This is a genomic window from Microlunatus soli (assembly GCF_900105385.1).
In the GTDB taxonomy this organism is placed as follows: Bacteria; Actinomycetota; Actinomycetes; order Propionibacteriales; family Propionibacteriaceae; genus Microlunatus; species Microlunatus soli.
Map to the genome: position 1 here is coordinate 1,945,993 of NZ_LT629772.1, position 16,088 is coordinate 1,962,080.

Genomic DNA, 16,088 nt, shown 5'->3' on the forward strand with positions numbered 1-16,088 from the left:
TGCGCTAGGAATCCGGCACATCATTCGAACACCTGACGCGGCAATCTGCTGCGTTGGCGTCAGCTTGCATACACCCGGTAACCGCACCTCCGCCGGGCATACCGGGCGTACGTCGAGCGATCACCAACGCCGCGATGTGCGTGCCGGGGCGCCGCGAGACGTCACCAAATTCCGGCAACGCGCCAGCAGGCGTCAGATCGCGAACGTGCTGTCGATCCTGGACTGCTCGACGCCACCGTGCAGGGCGGTGTAGAACGGGTGGTCGGGCACAAGATCGGCACGATCCACAGCCTGCCCGGTCAGCGCCGATGCATACAGTGCGGTGATGAACTCCATCGTCGGTCGCGTGCTGGCCAATGTGGTTTCATGATCACGTCCGGCCAGCAGGTCATCGACGAGTCGACCGAGTTGGGCGCTGTGATTGCTCGGCACGTCCTCCGCCGCCGATGCCGCCCAGGCGTCGCCCGCCTGCTGTGACCTCGCAGCATTTTCGGGATTGACCGTGCCGGGATCCTGCCCGAGTCGGGCCGCGACCGCTTCGTCCGGCGTCGGATGGAACGTCCAGTCTGCGTCGGAGTAGCCGTAGAGGTGGTTCACCTCCAGGGTGCCGCCCTCGGAGTCGATCCTGATCCGGCTCAGCTCCTGCGGCGACAGCAGGCTGTTGATCATGGTCGCCACGGCACGGTTCTCGAAGGTCACCATGGCCATCGAGATGTCCTCGAACTGCACCGGCCGATCACGCCGCACGGCGCTCGCGTTGATCGTCTTCCATTGACCGAGCAGGTGCAGCAGTAGGTCGATCTGGTGGATGCCGTGACCGAGCGTCGGTCCGCCGCCCTCACCGACCCAGGTGCCGCGCCAGTCGGGATCGAAGTAGCTGCGCGGACGGAACCAGAGCGTCTCGCAGACCGCGACCAACGGGGCACCCAGCGCACCGGATTGCAGCAACTGATGGGCCCGGCGACCACCGGATCCGTGCCGGTGCTGGAAGATCCCGTACGCGCTGCCCGCGCTGGCCTGCTCGGCCTCGGCGATCTTGTCCAGCTCGGCGAGACTGAGCACCGGTGGCTTCTCCACGATCACCGACTTGCCGGCCGCCAGCACCTCGATCGCCAGCTCGGCGTGGGTTCCGGGCGGCGTCGCGATCGACACCAGCGCCGGGTCCTGTGCCGCGAGCAGGTCGGTGACACTGCCGTACGCGGTGGTGTCGTACTTCTCCGCGTAGCCGTCCGCGCGCTCTCGTACGATATCGGCCACGCCGACGAGGTCGGCGCGTCCGGATGCCGCGTAGCCGCGGGCGTGGGAGTTGCCGATCCCGCCGCAGCCGACGATCGCGACCTTCAACCGGTCGTCGCTGCTTCGCTTCACCGCGTCGGTCATTTCGCAGCGCCCCGCAGGGTCGCGTTCTGCTGGGCAACCAGGGCCAGCCGCATCGTCTCGAAGGTGTGTGCCTGCGGTACTGCGGTCTCGGTCCGGTTGCGGACGTCGTTGACGATGTCGGAGTAGTAGGTCAGCTCGACATCGGAACAGTCGATGTAGCTGGTGTCATCGTTGTTCACCAGGAAGAGATGGTTGCCGCCGTCCCGGCCGGCGATGTCGACGTACTTGCGCATCTCGATGTAGCCCTCGGTGCCCAAGATCATCAGCCGTCCGTCGCCCCACGTCGGCAGACCCTTCGGGGTGTACCAGTCGACCCGGATGTAGCCCTGCGCCTCGGGGCTGCGGAGCAGGATCTCCCCGAAGTCCTGCAAACCCGGCGCATCGTCGTTGGCGAAGTTGCCGACCGTACTGGCGACCACTTCGCCCTCGGTGGAGCCGGTGAACCAGAGGAACTGATCGATCTGGTGGGAGGCGATGTCGGCCAGGATGCCGCCATAGCGCTCCTTCTCGTAGAACCATTCGGGACGTCCCGCGCCGCCGGCCAGGTGGGCACGATCACCGATCCGGTGCGGCCCGAGCCCGAGGGTCTGGACGACCTTGCCGATCTTGCCGGCCCGGACCAGTTCACCGGCCTTGGTCACACACTTGACACCGAACCGCTCGGAGAAGGTGACCGACCAGAAGCGGCCGGTGTCGGCAACGGTCTGCTTGATCTCGTCGAGCTGCTCCAGGCTGATGCACCCCGGCTTGTCGACGATCACGTCCTTGTCGGCCTTCATCGCGGCAATCGCGATCGGTCCGCGCCGGTCCGGGATCGCCGCGCTGGTGATCACGTCGATCCCGTCGGCGTTGATCAACTCGTCGGGGTTGTCGTGCACCGGCACGTCCGGGTACAGCGCCCGGACCTGCTGGGCGACCGAAGCCTCGGGGTCGTCGGTGGCCAGGCCGACGAGCTCGCAGCCGGCCTCCAGCAACCCGGAGATCTGTCCGAAGATGTGCGCATGATCGAGTCCGACCGCGGCAAAGCGGATCGGCTGCTGCGAGGTCATCGTTGTCCTTTCGACACGTTCGCCTGGTCGTCGCCGACAGCGGCACTCTCGTCCTGCCGCCGGAACGCAATGAGTGAAGGTAGTTGCACTGTATTGCCATCCCGTGCGATGCTGCAAACGTTTGCGAGATCTGTCCGGATGATGACTCACGGATGGCGGAAGGAGCGGCCATGCCAGGTCCACGCGCGACCACCAGGCCGCACGCGACGATCAAGGACGTTGCCGCGGCCGTCGGGATGTCGCCGGCCACCGTATCGCGTGCACTGGCCCGTCCGGACATGGTGGCGTCGAGCACCGCCGAGCGGATCAGGCAAGTGGCCGATGAGCTCGGTTACTCCCCCAGCCCGCAGGCACGATGGTTGCACACCGGCCGATCCAACGCGTTGACCCTGGTGCTGCCCGACATCACCAACCCGTTCTTCTTCGATCTGATCCGCGGCGCCCAGCACGAGGCCGCCCGGGCCGGCTACACCCAGGTGCTGGTGGACACCGAGGAATCCGCTGCCCAGGAACGGAGCCATTTGGCCGCGGCGCGGAAGACCTCCGACGGCGCAGTCCTCGGCGGCAGCCGGTTGCCCGACACGATGCTCGGCGAATTGGCTGCCCGGTTTCCGCTGGTCAGTGTGAACCGGCGGATCCGCGGGGTCCCGAGCGTGACGATCGACACCCCTGCCGCGTTGGCGCAGGCCGTCGATCACCTCGCCGGCCTCGGCCATCGTCGGATCGCCTACCTCGGCGGTCCGGAATCGGCGTGGTTCGACGACCGGCGCTGGCAGGCGATCAGGGCCGCGGCCGATGATCATGGTCTGACCTGCAGTCGACTCGGACACCGGGCGCCGACCATGATCGCCGGCGAAGAGGCTGTCGAGGGTGTGACCGCAGGCGACCTCACTGCGGTGATCACCTACAACGACCTGCAAGCGCTCGGGCTGATGCGCGGCCTGGAACGGCGCGGGATCGCCGTACCCGACCAGTTCAGCATCATCGGCTGCGATGACATCTTCGGCGCCGATCTGACCAAGCCCACGCTGACCACGGTGACCGGCTCGGCCGAACTGGCCGGCGAACTGGCCACCAAGGCTCTGCTCGAACGCCTCGATACCGGCAAGCCGCCGCGCAAACTACACCAGACGGCCCCCGCGCACCTGACGATCCGCGACTCCACCGCTCCCCCACCCGAAGTTGCCAGAAGGTAGATCGGCTACCACGCGTTGGGCAGCGCAACCACCTTCTGACAACTTCGACTTCAGCCGAGGGTGAGGGTGGCCCAGCTGAGGGCGGGGAGTTCGATTTCCAGCTCGGTGCCGTTGATCTTGTACGAGGTCAGTTCGGTCAGCCCGACCCGCTCTTGATCTTCGCCGGTATTGGCAGCGAACCTGTCGGCATCGCTGAGCACAAAGGCGTCCTGCACGGTTGCGCCGCCGAATGCCGTCAGGTCGACGGTGATCGTGCTCGGCGCCTGATGATCACGGTTGACCAGGAACAGGCTGCTGGTCCCGGTCTGTTGATCATGGGTGGCGGCGGCATCGATGCTGTCCACCTCCCCGTACTTGGCGGTGTCGTGGGTGTCGGAGTCGATCCGCAGCCGCAACGATGCGCCGACAGCGCGCCGAGCGGTCTCGGCAAACGGGAAGAACGTCGTCTGCCGCCAGGCGTCGCCGCCCGGTTCGGTCATGATCGGCGCGATCACGTTGACCAGCTGGGCAAGACTGGCGGCCTTGACCCGGTCGGCGTGCCGCAACAGCGAGATCAGCAGGCCACCGACCACCACGGCGTCGGTGACGTTGTACACGTCCTCGAGGATCCGCGGCGCCTGCGGCCAGTTGTCCAGGCCACGGATCGTGTTCTTGTCCCGATCCCGCTTCTGGTACCAGACGTTCCACTCGTCGAACGAGATCATGATCGACTTGTCGTTCTTCAGCTCCGCACCGACCCCGTCGGCCACCGAGACCACCGACTCGATGAAGCGATCCATGTCGACACCGGAGGCCAGAAAACTCTCCAGATCCCCGGGCGTCCCCTCGTAGTAGGCATGGCAGGAGATGAAGTCGACGTCGTCGTAGGTGTGCTTCAGCACCGTGTGCTCCCAGGAGCCGAAGGTCGGCATCGCCCGGTTCGAGCTCCCACAGGCGACCAGTTGGACCGACGGATCGAGCTGCCGCATCCCCTTGGCGGTCCGCGAGGCCAGCTTGCCGTAGTCCTCCGCGCTGCAGTGCCCCAGCTGCCAGGGACCGTCCATCTCGTTGCCCAGACACCACATCGTGATGCCGAACGGATCGGTTGCCCCGTTGGCGACCCGTCGATCGGAGAGGGTCGACCCGGCCGGCACGTTGCTGTATTCCAGAACGTCCACCGCATCCAGCACGCCACGGGTACCGAGGTTGAGGGCCATCATCGGCTCGACGCCGGCGGCCTTGGCCCAGGCCGCGAACTCGTGCAGGCCCACCTCATTGGTCTCCGTCGAGTGCCACGCGAGGTCGAGACGGGTCGGCCGCTCGTCCTTCGGCCCGACACCGTCCTCCCAGCGGTAGCCGGAGACGAAGTTGCCGCCCGGGTAACGGACGGTGGAGACGCCCAGCTCGCGAACCAGGTCCAGCACGTCGGCGCGGAATCCGTCCTGATCTGCCGTGCTGTGACCGGGCTCGTAGATGCCGTCGTACACACATCGGCCCAGATGCTCGACGAACGACCCGAACAGTCGACGGTCGATCGCTCCGACCTCGAAGGCGGGGTCGATCACGATTCGTGCCTTGGCCATCTGTTCTCCTCGTCTGACGTGTCGCTTGTCTGATGTGCCGCTCGTCGGGTGCCAGGCCCACTCCTGTGGCACCGCGAGCGGGATTCGGACCCAACGCTAGTACATCGTTGTAACGACGTCTCCCCCGCCCCTGCGCGGAAGAACCCTTCGAATCCGTCAAGTCCGCGCCACCCACTCGGCTGAACCGTCACCCACGATCCGGCTGCGACCGCACGGACTCAACCGGTGGTGACGGGGCTGCGGCTGCCGCGGTGCATTCGATGCACCCGAAGGGCCGCCACACCGACCAGCAGCAGGGCGACCACACAGCCGGCGACCGCGCGCCAGAGACCGTCGACCGCATCGCCCCTCGCGCCACCCGGGGAAGTCGCGAAGAAGACTCCACCGATCACCGCGATCCCGAGCGATCCGCCGATCTGCTGGATCGTCGACAGCGCCCCGGAAGCGGCTCCGGCGTCGACGGACGGCACCGTTGCGAGCGCAACGTCGAACAGCGGGACGATGACCAGCCCCATCCCCACACCACCGACGATCAACAGGACGGCCGGCCGCCACCAGGACAGTCCGCCGTCGATCACCGGCACCGCAACGGTGCCGACGACGATGATCATCGAGACGGCGAACGACAGCGCTCCGACGGCCATCACGATCGGCCCGAAGGAAGACACCAGCCGGGGCGCCATCGCGCTACCCGCCAGCGCGCCGACACTCAGCCCCAGCCAGACCAGACCCGAGTGCAGGGCATCGAATCCCAACGTCTGTTGCAGGTGGACCGTGACGACAAGGAAGAAACCGACCAGACCCGCCTGCAGGCAGAAGTTGATCACGGCACCGGACGAGAAGCCGCGATCGGCGAACAACCCGATCCGCAGCACCGGTGTCCCGCCCGTCCGTTCGACGCGACGCTGCCAGGCCACGAAGACGACCAGCAGCGCAGGCCCGGCCAGGAGCGGCAGCACCGTCCACCAGGCCCAGCCGTGCTCGCGGCCCTCGATCAGGCCGAAGACGATGCCGAGAACGCCGGCGGTGGCGAATCCGACCCCGGGCAGATCCAGACGGACTGCCGTCATCGACCGCGTCGCCGGCACCCATCGGGCAGCGGCGATGATCAGCCCGATGCCGACCGGGACGTTGATCACGAAGATCGAACGCCAACCGATCCCGAACGCGTCCGCATCGATCAGTAGCCCGGACAGCACCGGACCGACAACGCTCGCAGTGCCGGTGATGAAGCCGACCAACCCGAAGACCGGCGCGCGGGACTCGGGCGGATAGAGCGCCTGCACACCGGCCAGCACCTGCGGCACCATGAGCCCGGCGAACATGCCCTGCAGCGCCCGCGCCAGCACCAATACCTCCGCACCGCCGGCGATCGTCGCCGTCATCGATGCAGCAGTGAAGCCCACCACGCCGACCAGGAAGACCCGTCGGATGCCGACAAGATCACCGAGTCGCCCGCCAGTCACCAGGGTTGCCGCCAGACCGAGCGTGTAGGCCGCCACCAGCCATTCCACAGCCGCCGCAGAGGCTCGCAGATCGGCCTGGATGGACGGCAACGCGACGTTGACCACGGTGGTGTCCATCAGGTCCATGAAGTTGGCGACGATCAGCACCACCATCGCCGGCCGTGGATTGCGCATCCGAGCCTCCGAAACTAGTTCCATTTTGGAATTACTCTCGTACGATAGCATGTTCTTCCAGAATGGAATTAGTTTGGAGGGGGCATGACCGTCCGATCACAGGCGGAGCTCACGATCCGCGACCGGTTCCAGCAGCTGGTGCCGCAGATGATCCTGCTGCACGAGCGCGTCGCCAAGGAGATGGGGCTGTCCGCGGTCGCCCTGCAGGCACTGCATCTGATCGACCTGCACGACGGACCGATCTCACCGACCGAGCTGAGCAAGAGCAGCGGATTGCCGCGAAGCACCGTGGCCAGAGTTCTGGCCGCCTTGGAGTCCGACGGCTACGTACGGCGGACCGAGGTACCCGGCGACGGGCGCCGCGCCCTGATCAGCTCGGCGCCCAAGGCACGTACTGTCGGCACCCGATTCGATCTGTACGCCGACGCGATGCGTGCGGTCAGCGCGGACTTCTCCGCCACCGAGCTGGCCGTCATCGCGCGCTACTGGGATGCCCTGCTGCAAGCGGTCGAGGACCGGGCAGCCGATAATTGAGCTCCAGTCACCGATGCGAGGATTGAGGAGCAATGGCATCCAGCCCATTCGACCTGACCGGCCGGACGGCCCTGGTCACCGGCGGCGGCCGCGGACTCGGTCGGGGTATGAGCTCCGGTCTGCTCGCTGCCGGCGCCGACGTGATCACGGCGCAACGCGGCAGCGTCGACGATGACCTTGTCCAGTACGCCACCGAGCTGGGCCGCAGCATCACTCCGCTGACACTCGATCTCGGCGAACCGGATCAGATCGACTCCGCGATCACCGAGCTGCTCGCCGAGCAGCGGATCGACATCCTGATCAACAACGCCGGCATGCAGTATCGGGAGGACGCCGTCGACTTCGATCTCACCCAGTTCGATCGGGTGCTGTCGATCAACATGCGATCGGTCTTCCAGCTCAGTCAGCTGATCGCCCGGCCGATGCTCGAACGCGGCCACGGTAAGATCATCAACATCGCCTCGATGGTGAGCTTCTCCGGAGGCTACCGGGTGCCCGCGTACGCGGCCAGCAAGGGCGCCATCGCTCAGCTCACCAAAGCCTGCTGCAACGAGTGGGCCGGCCGTGGTGTCAACGTGAACGCTATCGCCCCCGGCTACATGGCCACCGACATGAACGAAGCGCTGCTGGCCGACGAACAGCGCAACGACGAGATCACCGCGCGGATCCCGGCCGGTCGCTGGGGCACACCGGACGACATGGCCGGCACCGCCGTCTTCCTCTCCTCATCCGCCGCGGACTACCTGAACGGAGCGATCATCCCCGTCGACGGCGGCTGGCTCGCCCGCTGAACCACCTTCTCCTCGAACCCCATAGCTTCTCGCACCCTTGACAACGGGTGCGAGATGCGGCAAAGAGCGAAAGATCTCGGGCACGGGTCGGAGGCTCAGTTCTTCATGCCGGTCAGCGTGACACCTTCGACGAAGTAGCGCTGCAGCACGAAGAACAGGATGATGATCGGCAGGATGATCACCGTCGAAGCAGCCATCAGGAAGCCCCACTGCGCGGTGTAGTTGCCCTGGAACGACGCCAGCCCCAGTGCGAGCGTGAACTTGTTGTCGTCACTGAGATAGAGCAGGGGTCCGAGGAAGTCGTTCCAGACACCGATGAAGGTGAAGATCACGACGACCACCACCACCGGCTTGGACAGCGGCATGATGATCGTCCAGAACACCCGCCACGGTGATGCACCGTCGATGTACGCCGCCTCATCGAGCTCGAACGGGATGGTCAGGAAGAACTGCCGCATCAGGAAGATGTTGAACACCCCACCGCCTGCGCCGGCAAACCAGGCCGGCACCGTCAACGGCAGAAAGGTGTTCAGCGCGGACAACTCGCTCCACATGATGAAGGTCGGGATCAGGGTGACCGCGTACGGCAGCATCACACTGGTCAGCAGAATGGCGAAGACGACGTTACGGCCGCGCCAACGAAGCCGGGCGAAGCTGAACGCCGTGATCGCACAGGTGAGCACGGTGCCGGTGACCACGACGACCTCGATGATCATCGTGTTCAACAGATACAACGCAAAGGGCTGTGCCGTCAGCGCGCCACTGAAGTTGTCCCACGCGAACGGCCGTGGCCACCATTCCGGCGGCGAGACGAAGATCTGATTGTTGGTCATCAGCGCACTGCGGACCAACCAGACGAACGGAATGATCATGGCGATCGCACCGAAGATCAGAACGGCCCAGAGCAGCACCCGGCCGACGGCCGACCTGCCCCCACGACGTGGTCGGTCACCGGCGAGGCCGCCGGTCGGCGCCACCCGCCCGGATCGCTTGGTGGCCCGCCGACTCTCAGGAGCCGCTTCGGTATCTGCAGGTGTCGTTGACAGCTGACTCATCGGGCTCCACCCATCTCGTAATAGACCCATCGCCGGGCGTTGCGGAACAGCAGCACCGTGATGATCAGCACAATCACGAAGAGCACCCAGGCCAGCGCAGCGGCATAGCCCATCTGCCCCTCGGTGAAGGCCTTGCGGTAGAGGTAGTAGATGTAGAACAACGTCGCGTTGTTCGGCCCGCCCTGGGTCATCACGTAGGCCTGGTTGAAGACCTGGAAGGTTCCGATCACACCGGTCACCAGGTTGTAGAAGATCGTCGGGGTCATGAATGGCAGCGTGACGTGGCGGAATCGCTCCCAGGTCCCGGCACCGTCGATCGAAGCGGCCTCCAGGAGCTGCCGCGGGATCCCCTGCAGCCCGGCCAGGAAGATCACCATGGCATTGCCGAAGCCCCATGTGCTCATCAGGATCAGGGACGGGATCGCCGCTCGTTCACTGTAGATCCATTGTGACGTGGGCAATCCCGCACCGCGGAGCAGTGAGTTGAGCAGGCCGAAGTCGGGATTGAAGATCCAGATCCAGAGCACCGCGCTGGCGATCGCTGGGACGAGTGTCGGAAGGTAATAGACCGTCCGCCACAGCAAAAGTCCGCGGACCTTCTGGTTGAGCAGCAGTGCGACGACGAAGCCGACCAGCAGCACCAACGGCACCGAACCGACGGTGTAGTAGGTGGTGACGCTCAACGACTTCCAGAACAGCTCATCGTGCGCGAGTCTGCGATAGTTGTCCACCCCGATGAACTTCGGAGCCCGCCCGATCGTCCAGTCGGTCGCACTGAACACCCCGGACGCGATCATCGGGCCGATCGTGAAGATCAGGAAACCGGCGATCGCCGGCAGTGCGAAGATCCAACCCCATCGCTGTTCGAGCCTGACCAGCCCCGATGCCCGCCGGCGGACGCCGGGCGTCGGCGCCCGGCCCGCGTGCACTGTTTCGGCGGCCATCACAGGTCCTGCTGCGGATACCGACCCTTGAGCAGAGCGGTCACCTTCGGCGCCAAAGCCTTGCAGACCTCGGCGGCCTTCTTCTTGCCCTGATCGATCTGCTGCAGCGCCGGAGTCAGCACCTCGTTGATCGCGTCACTGTTCTTGATGCTCTGACTCCAGGTGCCGACGGAGTTGTTCACCGTGTAGTCGACCGCCGCGGTCCGATACTCAGCGGGGTGGACGTCGTTCTTGGTCCACAGGTCGATGTCCTTGTCCTCGGTGTAGTACTTCTTGTCCAACGGCATCCAGAGCCCGTCGGAGAACAGATCGACCTGCGCCGGATCGTTGTGGTACATGTACAACTCCATCGCCAGGTCCTTGTCCTGGGTGTCGGCGAAGACGGAGGTCGCCCCACCCTGACCGATGGTGACCGGCTTGTCGTACTTGGGCAGTACTCCGACTCCGTAGTCAAGATCACTCTGGGCCAGGTCGAGCAACGTCCATTGCCCGTCGGCGACCATCGCGATCCGCTTGGTCTGCAACTGCACCGTTGTGGAGGGCGCGTTGTTGCCGAGCTGGGTGGCAGTGGGCGCAACGTGATACTTGTAGGCCAGGTCGGCGATGTTCTGATAGACCTTGATCACTTCGGGCGTGTCCAGCAGGCTCTTGGTGCCGTCCTCGTTGAAGAGATCGGCCCCCTGGCTGCGGATCATCGCCTCGGCGTTCAGCCAGCTGACGGCGCCGAACGAGCAACCGAACTGTCTGATCTTGGTCGGGTCGAAGCCCGACTCGTCGGCACGTTTCCCCTTCTGATCGATGGTCAGCTTGTGTGCGGTCTCGACGAAGTCGTCCCAACTCCAGGCCTTGTCCGCTTCAGCCGGCGGGTCCTTGACACCTGCATCCTTGAGGACCTTGCGGTTGTACCACAGCAGTTGGACCTCGTTGGCGGTCTGCGAGCCGAGCAGCTTGTCCTTGCCGTACCAGAAGTAGGACGACGGCAGTCGGTCCTTCAGACCCGGGTACTTGTCGATGTAGTCGTAGAGGTTGAGCAGCTTCCCGCTTTCGGCCAGTCGGAACGCCGTCGATGCGCCGAGGTAGGCGACATCCGGGGAACGATTGCTGGCGACCAGGGTGTTGAGCTTGGTCTCGTAGTCAGACGGAGTGAAGAGCGCCTTGGTCGTGACGCCCTTGTGTTTGGATTCGAACCCGTCCAGCATCTTCTGTACGGCTGTCTTCTCGAAGGTCGACCCCCAGTACATGAACTGGAGCTCCTTGCTGCTGCCGGCACCGGTGACGCTCTCTCCGTTGCAGGCAGCCAGGCTGGACACAGCAGCGCCGGCGGCAGTCAAGCCGCCGAGCCGCAGCAGATCTCGACGGCTGGGCCGCCACTTCGGTACCGACACTGCAGTTCTCCTTTGAACATTGAGTGATGCCGCCCGAGGTTCGGATGATGGCTGCGTCGGCAACCATCACCACGACGATCGAGCGAAGTCAGGCCAGCGGGATCCAGACCCGCATCGCTTGTGGGCCGCGATTGGCCCAGACGTGGTAGGGGATGGCGACCAGCTCGGTCGCCGTTGTCCGCGACTTCGGGCGTGGGTGGTCGGCAGGACCTCCCGGCAGTGTGCTGCGATCGACCACCGCACCGGAGGTGTGCAGCACGACGACACCGTCCAGCAGGTCGGGTCGGTCTTCCTCCCGCACCTCGGCATCGGCGTCGATCACCAGGTCGTCGGGCGCTACCTCGGACGGCTGATCCTGTTTCTCCAGCGCGTAGACCAACGGGCCACGCTCGATCGCCACGCATCCGCGGACCGCGTCGACCCGCGGATCCGGGCTGGTGATCCGGCCGACCAGGGGCAGCTCGACGAGAAGTTGATCACCGGCCTTCCAGACCTTGGTGACGCTCACGTAGCCCCCGGCGGACGCGGGCCGGCCATCGACGGTGGCGCCCTGTGCCCAGCTCGGGATCCGCACACTGACAGCGATCTCCGCGTCCGGTGCCCGGTCGATCGTGATGGCGATCCGGCCATGCCAGGGGTAGTCGGTCTCGACGGTCAGGCCGAGATCACCGGCGTTGATCGTGCCCGGTACGTACTGATGGACCTGGACGCCGGTCGGGTCGGTGCTGGCGACGTAGCCCTCCAGGCTGGCGAAGGTGCGCATCACGTTGGGCGGGCAGCAGGCGCAGCCGAACCAACCGTGCCGGCCGGTCGAGGTGTTGCGTTCCTCGTCGGCCAGTGAACCGTCCCGCAACTGGAGCGGGTTGACGTAGAAGTACTCCGTACCGGCCAGCGAGACACCGGCCAGGCATCCGTTGTAGAGCATCCGTTCGATCTGATCGGCGTAGTCGGCCTTGCCGGTGGCCAGCAGCAGCCGCCAGGCCCATTGCACGCCGCCGATGGCCGCGCACGTCTCGGCGTAGGCCCGGTCCGGCGGCAGCTCGAACGGGTCTCCGAACGCCTCGCCTTCCCAGCGGGATCCGAGGCCGCCGGTCAGGTACTCCTTCTCCGTCGCCATGCTGGCGAACTGGGTCTCCAACGCCGCCAGCAGCTCTTGATCATCGAGCTCGACCGCGACGTCGGTCGCGCCGGCACCGAGGTAGACGGCCCGGACGGCATGCCCTTCGACCGTTGTCTGCTCACGCACCCGCACCCGGTCGGAGAAGTAGGCCGGCCTGCGGCCGTACCCAGCGATCAGCCCGGTGCCGCGTGCTTCGACGAAGTAGCGAGCCAGCTCCAGGTAGTCGCGGTTATCGGTCTCGCGATACAGCTCGACCAGCGCCATCTCGATCACCGGGTGGCCGTCCACGTCGTGCCGCTTGTCCTCGCCGAAGGTCGCCACCAGGTGATCACCGATCTTGATCGCGACGTCCAGCAGCTCCCGCCGCCCTGCGGATCGGGACAACGCCACGGCGGCCTGCATCAGGTGTCCGTAGCAGTAGAACTCGTGATGTTGCGGAAGGTCGACGTAGCGACCCCCGTCCCGGAACGGAACCACCGAGTTGAGATAGCCGTCGTCGTCCTGGGCGGCGGCGACCAGCTCGACCACCGACATCAGGCTCTCCAGGAGTTGCTCGTCGGGGTGCCGGCCGTACTCCCAGGCAGCGGCCTCCAGCCATTTGTAGACGTCGGAGTCGGCGAAGATCGGACCGATCGGTTCGCCGGTGGCCTGTCCGGCAGCCAACTGGAGGTTGAACAGGTTGCTCGCCTCCCCCAGCTGCTTCAACCCGGACGGGATGGCCGCCACCCGGTTGCGCTCGGCCCGTCGCTGCCAGATGCCGCCAGTGATCCGGACATCCCCCGGCGGCAACGGCCGGAAGGTGGACCTCGCTTGGTCGGTCGGGCTGGCCGGCCCACGTCGTGCCATCGCTGTTCTCCTCCATGGTTCAACGGTTGCAGGAAACGAGGAAACCCGTTTTCCTTTACGCTACGGCGTGCCCGGGATCAGCGTCAATACCTTGAATGCAAAGGGAATCTGTATCATGAGCAAGCCGACCGCCTCCTCCTGGGAAAATGGGCGGAAACACGTTTGAGCTCGACGCAACGAGAGGAGGACCGGTGACGAGTACTCAGCGCCCGGTGCGGATCACCGATGTTGCTGCCCTGGCCGGCGTATCCCCTGGGACGGTCTCCAAGGCGTTGAACAACACCGGCAGCCTGAAGGACAGCACCCGCGAACGGATCCGAGCGGCAGCCGACAAGCTGGGATTCGTCCCGGATCCCGACGCACGCTGGCTGGCATCGCGCCGCAGCTACACCGTCGGCCTGCTCAGCGTCGACGCCGCGGGCCGGTTCAGCATCCCGGTGATGCTGGGCGCAGAGAATGCACTCGCCGCCGGTGAGATGTCGGCACTATTGGCGACCAGCCGGTATGACGCAGTGCGTGAGGCGTACTACCTCAAGACCTTCACCAACCGCCGCGTCGACGGAATCATCGTCACCGGCCGGACCATCGATCCGCGGCCGCCGGTCGCGGTCGACATTCCGGTGGTGTACGCGTTCGCCCCGTCACAGGACCCCGACGACGCGTCCGTGATCCCCGACGACGCGGACGGCACCACCAAGATCATCGAGCATCTGCTGTCCCGGGGACGTACTCGGATCGCGCACGTCGGCGGTCGACCGCACAAACATGCCTCCGAGGTCCGCGCCGGCACCGCAGCCGCCGTGCTCGCCGAGCACGATCTCGAACTCGTCACGCCACCGCTGCACGGCGACTGGAGCGAGGAGTGGGGCCGTCGAGCCGTTGATCAACTCCTGCAGCAGCTCGGGTCCGCGCCGGGCAGGGATGATCTCGGAGTGGACGCGATCATGTGCGGCAGTGATCAACTCGCCCGCGGCGTCACCGACCGACTGCGCGAGCTGTCGATCGCCGTTCCCGAACAGATTGCCGTCACCGGCTTCGACAACTGGGACGTGATGGCGCTGTCCAGCAGGCCGCCGTTGACCACCATCGACCTGCGACTGTCCGATCTCGGCCGACGAGCCGCCGAGATGCTGCTCGACGCAATCGCCGGAAATCCTCATCACGGAGTCGAGTACACGCCGATGGAGCTGGTCGTCCGCTCCTCCACCTGACCGCAGGATTCGGCTTGCGCGGTGGTCTACCCTGGCCGGTATGAGCACGCAGCGATTTCTTCGCCCCCGGCCGGGTCGCGGCCGCGGGGACGATCGCGCATGCATCGGGTCCTGACGGTCTTCTGAGTGGCTCGGCCGGGGGTCTTCGACCATCCCGACCACAGCACTCGATCAGGAGCCCGCCATGCCCGACCGCTACCTTTCTGCCGACCAACTCCGGCACGCCCTCGAACTACCCGACCTGACGAACCGACCCGGCCATGCCGTGGCCCTGATGGCCGACGACCTGGTGACGTCGCTGACCGGCGCCTGGGGCATCCCCGCCCATCAGGTGCGGGTACCACCGTTGGTCGCTGTCACCGACAACTACGACCGGCTCGGTTATCGCGCCACCGACGTCACCCGGGACAGCCGCTACACCCGCTACACCAGTCCGACCACGATGCTGCGTAGCCACACCAGCGCCAACATCCCGTACGCACTCAGCGGCTACGCCGATGTTGATCATGGTCGTCAGGTGGACGAGTTGATCAGTGTCGCCGGCCTGGTCTATCGCCGTGACGTCGTCGATCGACACCACGTGGGTGAACCACACCAGCTCGACCTGTGGCGGCTGCGTTCGACGCCAGGTACCGGCGAAGACCAGCTCGAGCAGATGATCAAGTTGGTGGTCGAGGCAGTGCTCCCCGGGGCTCGCTGGCGGACCACCCCAGCCGTGCATCCGTACACCGAGAACGGTCGCCAGGTCGACGTGCTGACCGACGGTGAATGGCTCGAGCTGGCCGAGTGCGGGCTGATCGCACCCGAGGTGCTGCGGCACAGCGGCTTGGATCCGCAGCGCTGGTCCGGGCTAGCCCTCGGCCTCGGTCTGGATCGCGCCGTGATGCTGCGCAAGCGGGTCCCCGACATCCGCTATCTGCGCTCCACCGAGCCACGGATCGCTGCCCAGCTTGGCGATCTGCGTCCGTGGCGGCCGGTGTCGATGCTGCCGCCGATCGCCCGCGACCTGTCGGTGGTGATCGATTCCGATACCCCCGAGGAGACGATCGGCGACGCCATCCGGACCGAGCTCGGCAGGTCCGTGGACGACATCGAGAGCATCACTGTGCTGACCCGGACCCCGTACGCGGAGCTGCCGGCTGCTGCCCGGGAACGGCTCGGGCTCGGCGTCCGGCAGGAGAACGCCCTGATCCGGCTCACGCTCCGCCCGTTGGAACACACCCTCACCGACGACGAGGCCAACCGGATCCGCAACCGCGTCTACCGGGCGATCCACCGCGGCCCGCACCTCGAACTCGCCTGACCCGACTTCCCGCACCCTTGACAGCTTCCCGCACCCTGTGCACGGGGTGCGAGAAGACGCAAAGGGTGCGGG

13 protein-coding genes are annotated in these 16,088 nt (G+C 65.9%); 5 read left to right on the forward strand and 8 right to left on the reverse strand.

Annotation, left to right across the window (positions count from 1 at the left end; translation table 11 throughout):
* Positions 1–192: 192 nt before the first annotated feature.
* Positions 193–1,368, reverse strand: a complete 1,176-nt coding sequence (locus BLU38_RS09075) for a Gfo/Idh/MocA family protein (RefSeq protein WP_172836106.1) — start codon at positions 1,366–1,368, stop codon at positions 193–195.
* An 8-nt stretch (positions 1,369–1,376) separates the two neighbouring features.
* On the reverse strand, positions 1,377–2,429 hold the full coding sequence (locus tag BLU38_RS09080) for a Gfo/Idh/MocA family protein (RefSeq protein WP_091523249.1): 1,053 nt from the start codon (positions 2,427–2,429) through the stop codon (positions 1,377–1,379).
* Positions 2,430–2,599: 170 nt separating this feature from the next.
* Between BLU38_RS09080 and BLU38_RS09085 the strand changes: the two genes are divergently transcribed.
* On the forward strand, positions 2,600–3,625 hold the full coding sequence (locus tag BLU38_RS09085) for a LacI family DNA-binding transcriptional regulator (protein ID WP_091532179.1): 1,026 nt from the start codon (positions 2,600–2,602) through the stop codon (positions 3,623–3,625).
* Between the two features lie 50 nt (positions 3,626–3,675).
* Here the strand turns inward: BLU38_RS09085 and arfA are convergent, their stop codons facing one another.
* Together arfA and BLU38_RS09095 are read right to left on the reverse strand one after the other, a co-directional pair.
* Complete coding sequence (arfA, locus tag BLU38_RS09090; protein WP_091523252.1) at positions 3,676–5,187, reverse strand: arabinosylfuranosidase ArfA; 1,512 nt, start codon at positions 5,185–5,187, stop codon at positions 3,676–3,678.
* A 218-nt stretch (positions 5,188–5,405) separates the two neighbouring features.
* Entirely contained in the window at positions 5,406–6,878 is a 1,473-nt protein-coding gene (locus tag BLU38_RS09095; RefSeq protein WP_091523255.1) for an MFS transporter, read from the reverse strand.
* 33 nt (positions 6,879–6,911) lie between these two features.
* Between BLU38_RS09095 and BLU38_RS09100 the strand changes: the two genes are divergently transcribed.
* Together BLU38_RS09100 and BLU38_RS09105 are read left to right on the forward strand one after the other, a co-directional pair.
* Positions 6,912–7,361 (forward strand): MarR family winged helix-turn-helix transcriptional regulator, encoded by a 450-nt coding sequence (locus BLU38_RS09100; RefSeq protein ID WP_091523257.1) that lies wholly within the window; start codon positions 6,912–6,914, stop codon positions 7,359–7,361.
* Positions 7,362–7,393: 32 nt separating this feature from the next.
* A complete protein-coding gene (locus tag BLU38_RS09105; protein ID WP_091523260.1) occupies positions 7,394–8,152 on the forward strand; it encodes an SDR family oxidoreductase in 759 nt (252 codons plus the stop codon).
* 95 nt (positions 8,153–8,247) lie between these two features.
* On the opposite strand, the gene BLU38_RS09110 is transcribed toward BLU38_RS09105, so the two are convergent.
* The 4 genes from BLU38_RS09110 to BLU38_RS09125 all read right to left on the reverse strand — a co-directional run bounded on the left by BLU38_RS09110 (position 8,248) and on the right by BLU38_RS09125 (position 13,502).
* Entirely contained in the window at positions 8,248–9,207 is a 960-nt protein-coding gene (locus tag BLU38_RS09110) for a carbohydrate ABC transporter permease (protein WP_091523262.1), read from the reverse strand.
* Positions 9,204–10,151 (reverse strand): carbohydrate ABC transporter permease, encoded by a 948-nt coding sequence (locus tag BLU38_RS09115; RefSeq protein ID WP_091523263.1) that lies wholly within the window; start codon positions 10,149–10,151, stop codon positions 9,204–9,206. Before BLU38_RS09115 ends, BLU38_RS09110 begins: the two co-directional genes overlap by 4 nt.
* Positions 10,151–11,536: an extracellular solute-binding protein gene (locus tag BLU38_RS09120; RefSeq protein ID WP_091523266.1), complete on the reverse strand. Its 1,386-nt coding sequence runs from the start codon at positions 11,534–11,536 to the stop codon at positions 10,151–10,153. Before BLU38_RS09120 ends, BLU38_RS09115 begins: the two co-directional genes overlap by 1 nt.
* Before the next feature lie 88 nt (positions 11,537–11,624).
* A complete protein-coding gene (locus BLU38_RS09125) occupies positions 11,625–13,502 on the reverse strand; it encodes a glycoside hydrolase family 127 protein (RefSeq protein ID WP_091523269.1) in 1,878 nt (625 codons plus the stop codon).
* A gap of 191 nt (positions 13,503–13,693) precedes the next feature.
* Here BLU38_RS09125 and BLU38_RS09130 point away from each other — a divergent pair, with 191 nt between their 5' ends.
* Both BLU38_RS09130 and srmL read left to right on the forward strand, forming a co-directional pair.
* Positions 13,694–14,713, forward strand: coding sequence for a LacI family DNA-binding transcriptional regulator (locus BLU38_RS09130; RefSeq protein ID WP_231920250.1), 1,020 nt, complete (start codon positions 13,694–13,696; stop codon positions 14,711–14,713).
* A gap of 184 nt (positions 14,714–14,897) precedes the next feature.
* On the forward strand, positions 14,898–16,016 hold the full coding sequence (gene srmL, locus BLU38_RS09135) for a PheS-related mystery ligase SrmL (RefSeq protein WP_091523274.1): 1,119 nt from the start codon (positions 14,898–14,900) through the stop codon (positions 16,014–16,016).
* The last annotated feature ends 72 nt before the right edge of the window (positions 16,017–16,088 follow it).

Bases quoted from the DNA above. Each gene is read 5' to 3' on its own strand.
- BLU38_RS09085 (WP_091532179.1), top strand. From the start codon at position 2,600: ATGCCAGGTCCACGCGCGACCACCAGGCCGCACGCGACGATCAAGGAC.
- BLU38_RS09095 (WP_091523255.1), bottom strand. From the start codon at position 6,878: ATGCTATCGTACGAGAGTAATTCCAAAATGGAACTAGTTTCGGAGGCT.
- BLU38_RS09110 (WP_091523262.1), bottom strand. From the start codon at position 9,207: ATGAGTCAGCTGTCAACGACACCTGCAGATACCGAAGCGGCTCCTGAG.
- BLU38_RS09115 (WP_091523263.1), bottom strand. From the start codon at position 10,151: ATGGCCGCCGAAACAGTGCACGCGGGCCGGGCGCCGACGCCCGGCGTC.
- BLU38_RS09100 (WP_091523257.1), top strand. From the start codon at position 6,912: ATGACCGTCCGATCACAGGCGGAGCTCACGATCCGCGACCGGTTCCAG.
- arfA (WP_091523252.1), bottom strand. From the start codon at position 5,187: ATGGCCAAGGCACGAATCGTGATCGACCCCGCCTTCGAGGTCGGAGCG.
- BLU38_RS09105 (WP_091523260.1), top strand. From the start codon at position 7,394: ATGGCATCCAGCCCATTCGACCTGACCGGCCGGACGGCCCTGGTCACC.
- BLU38_RS09080 (WP_091523249.1), bottom strand. From the start codon at position 2,429: ATGACCTCGCAGCAGCCGATCCGCTTTGCCGCGGTCGGACTCGATCAT.
- srmL (WP_091523274.1), top strand. From the start codon at position 14,898: ATGCCCGACCGCTACCTTTCTGCCGACCAACTCCGGCACGCCCTCGAA.
- BLU38_RS09125 (WP_091523269.1), bottom strand. From the start codon at position 13,502: ATGGCACGACGTGGGCCGGCCAGCCCGACCGACCAAGCGAGGTCCACC.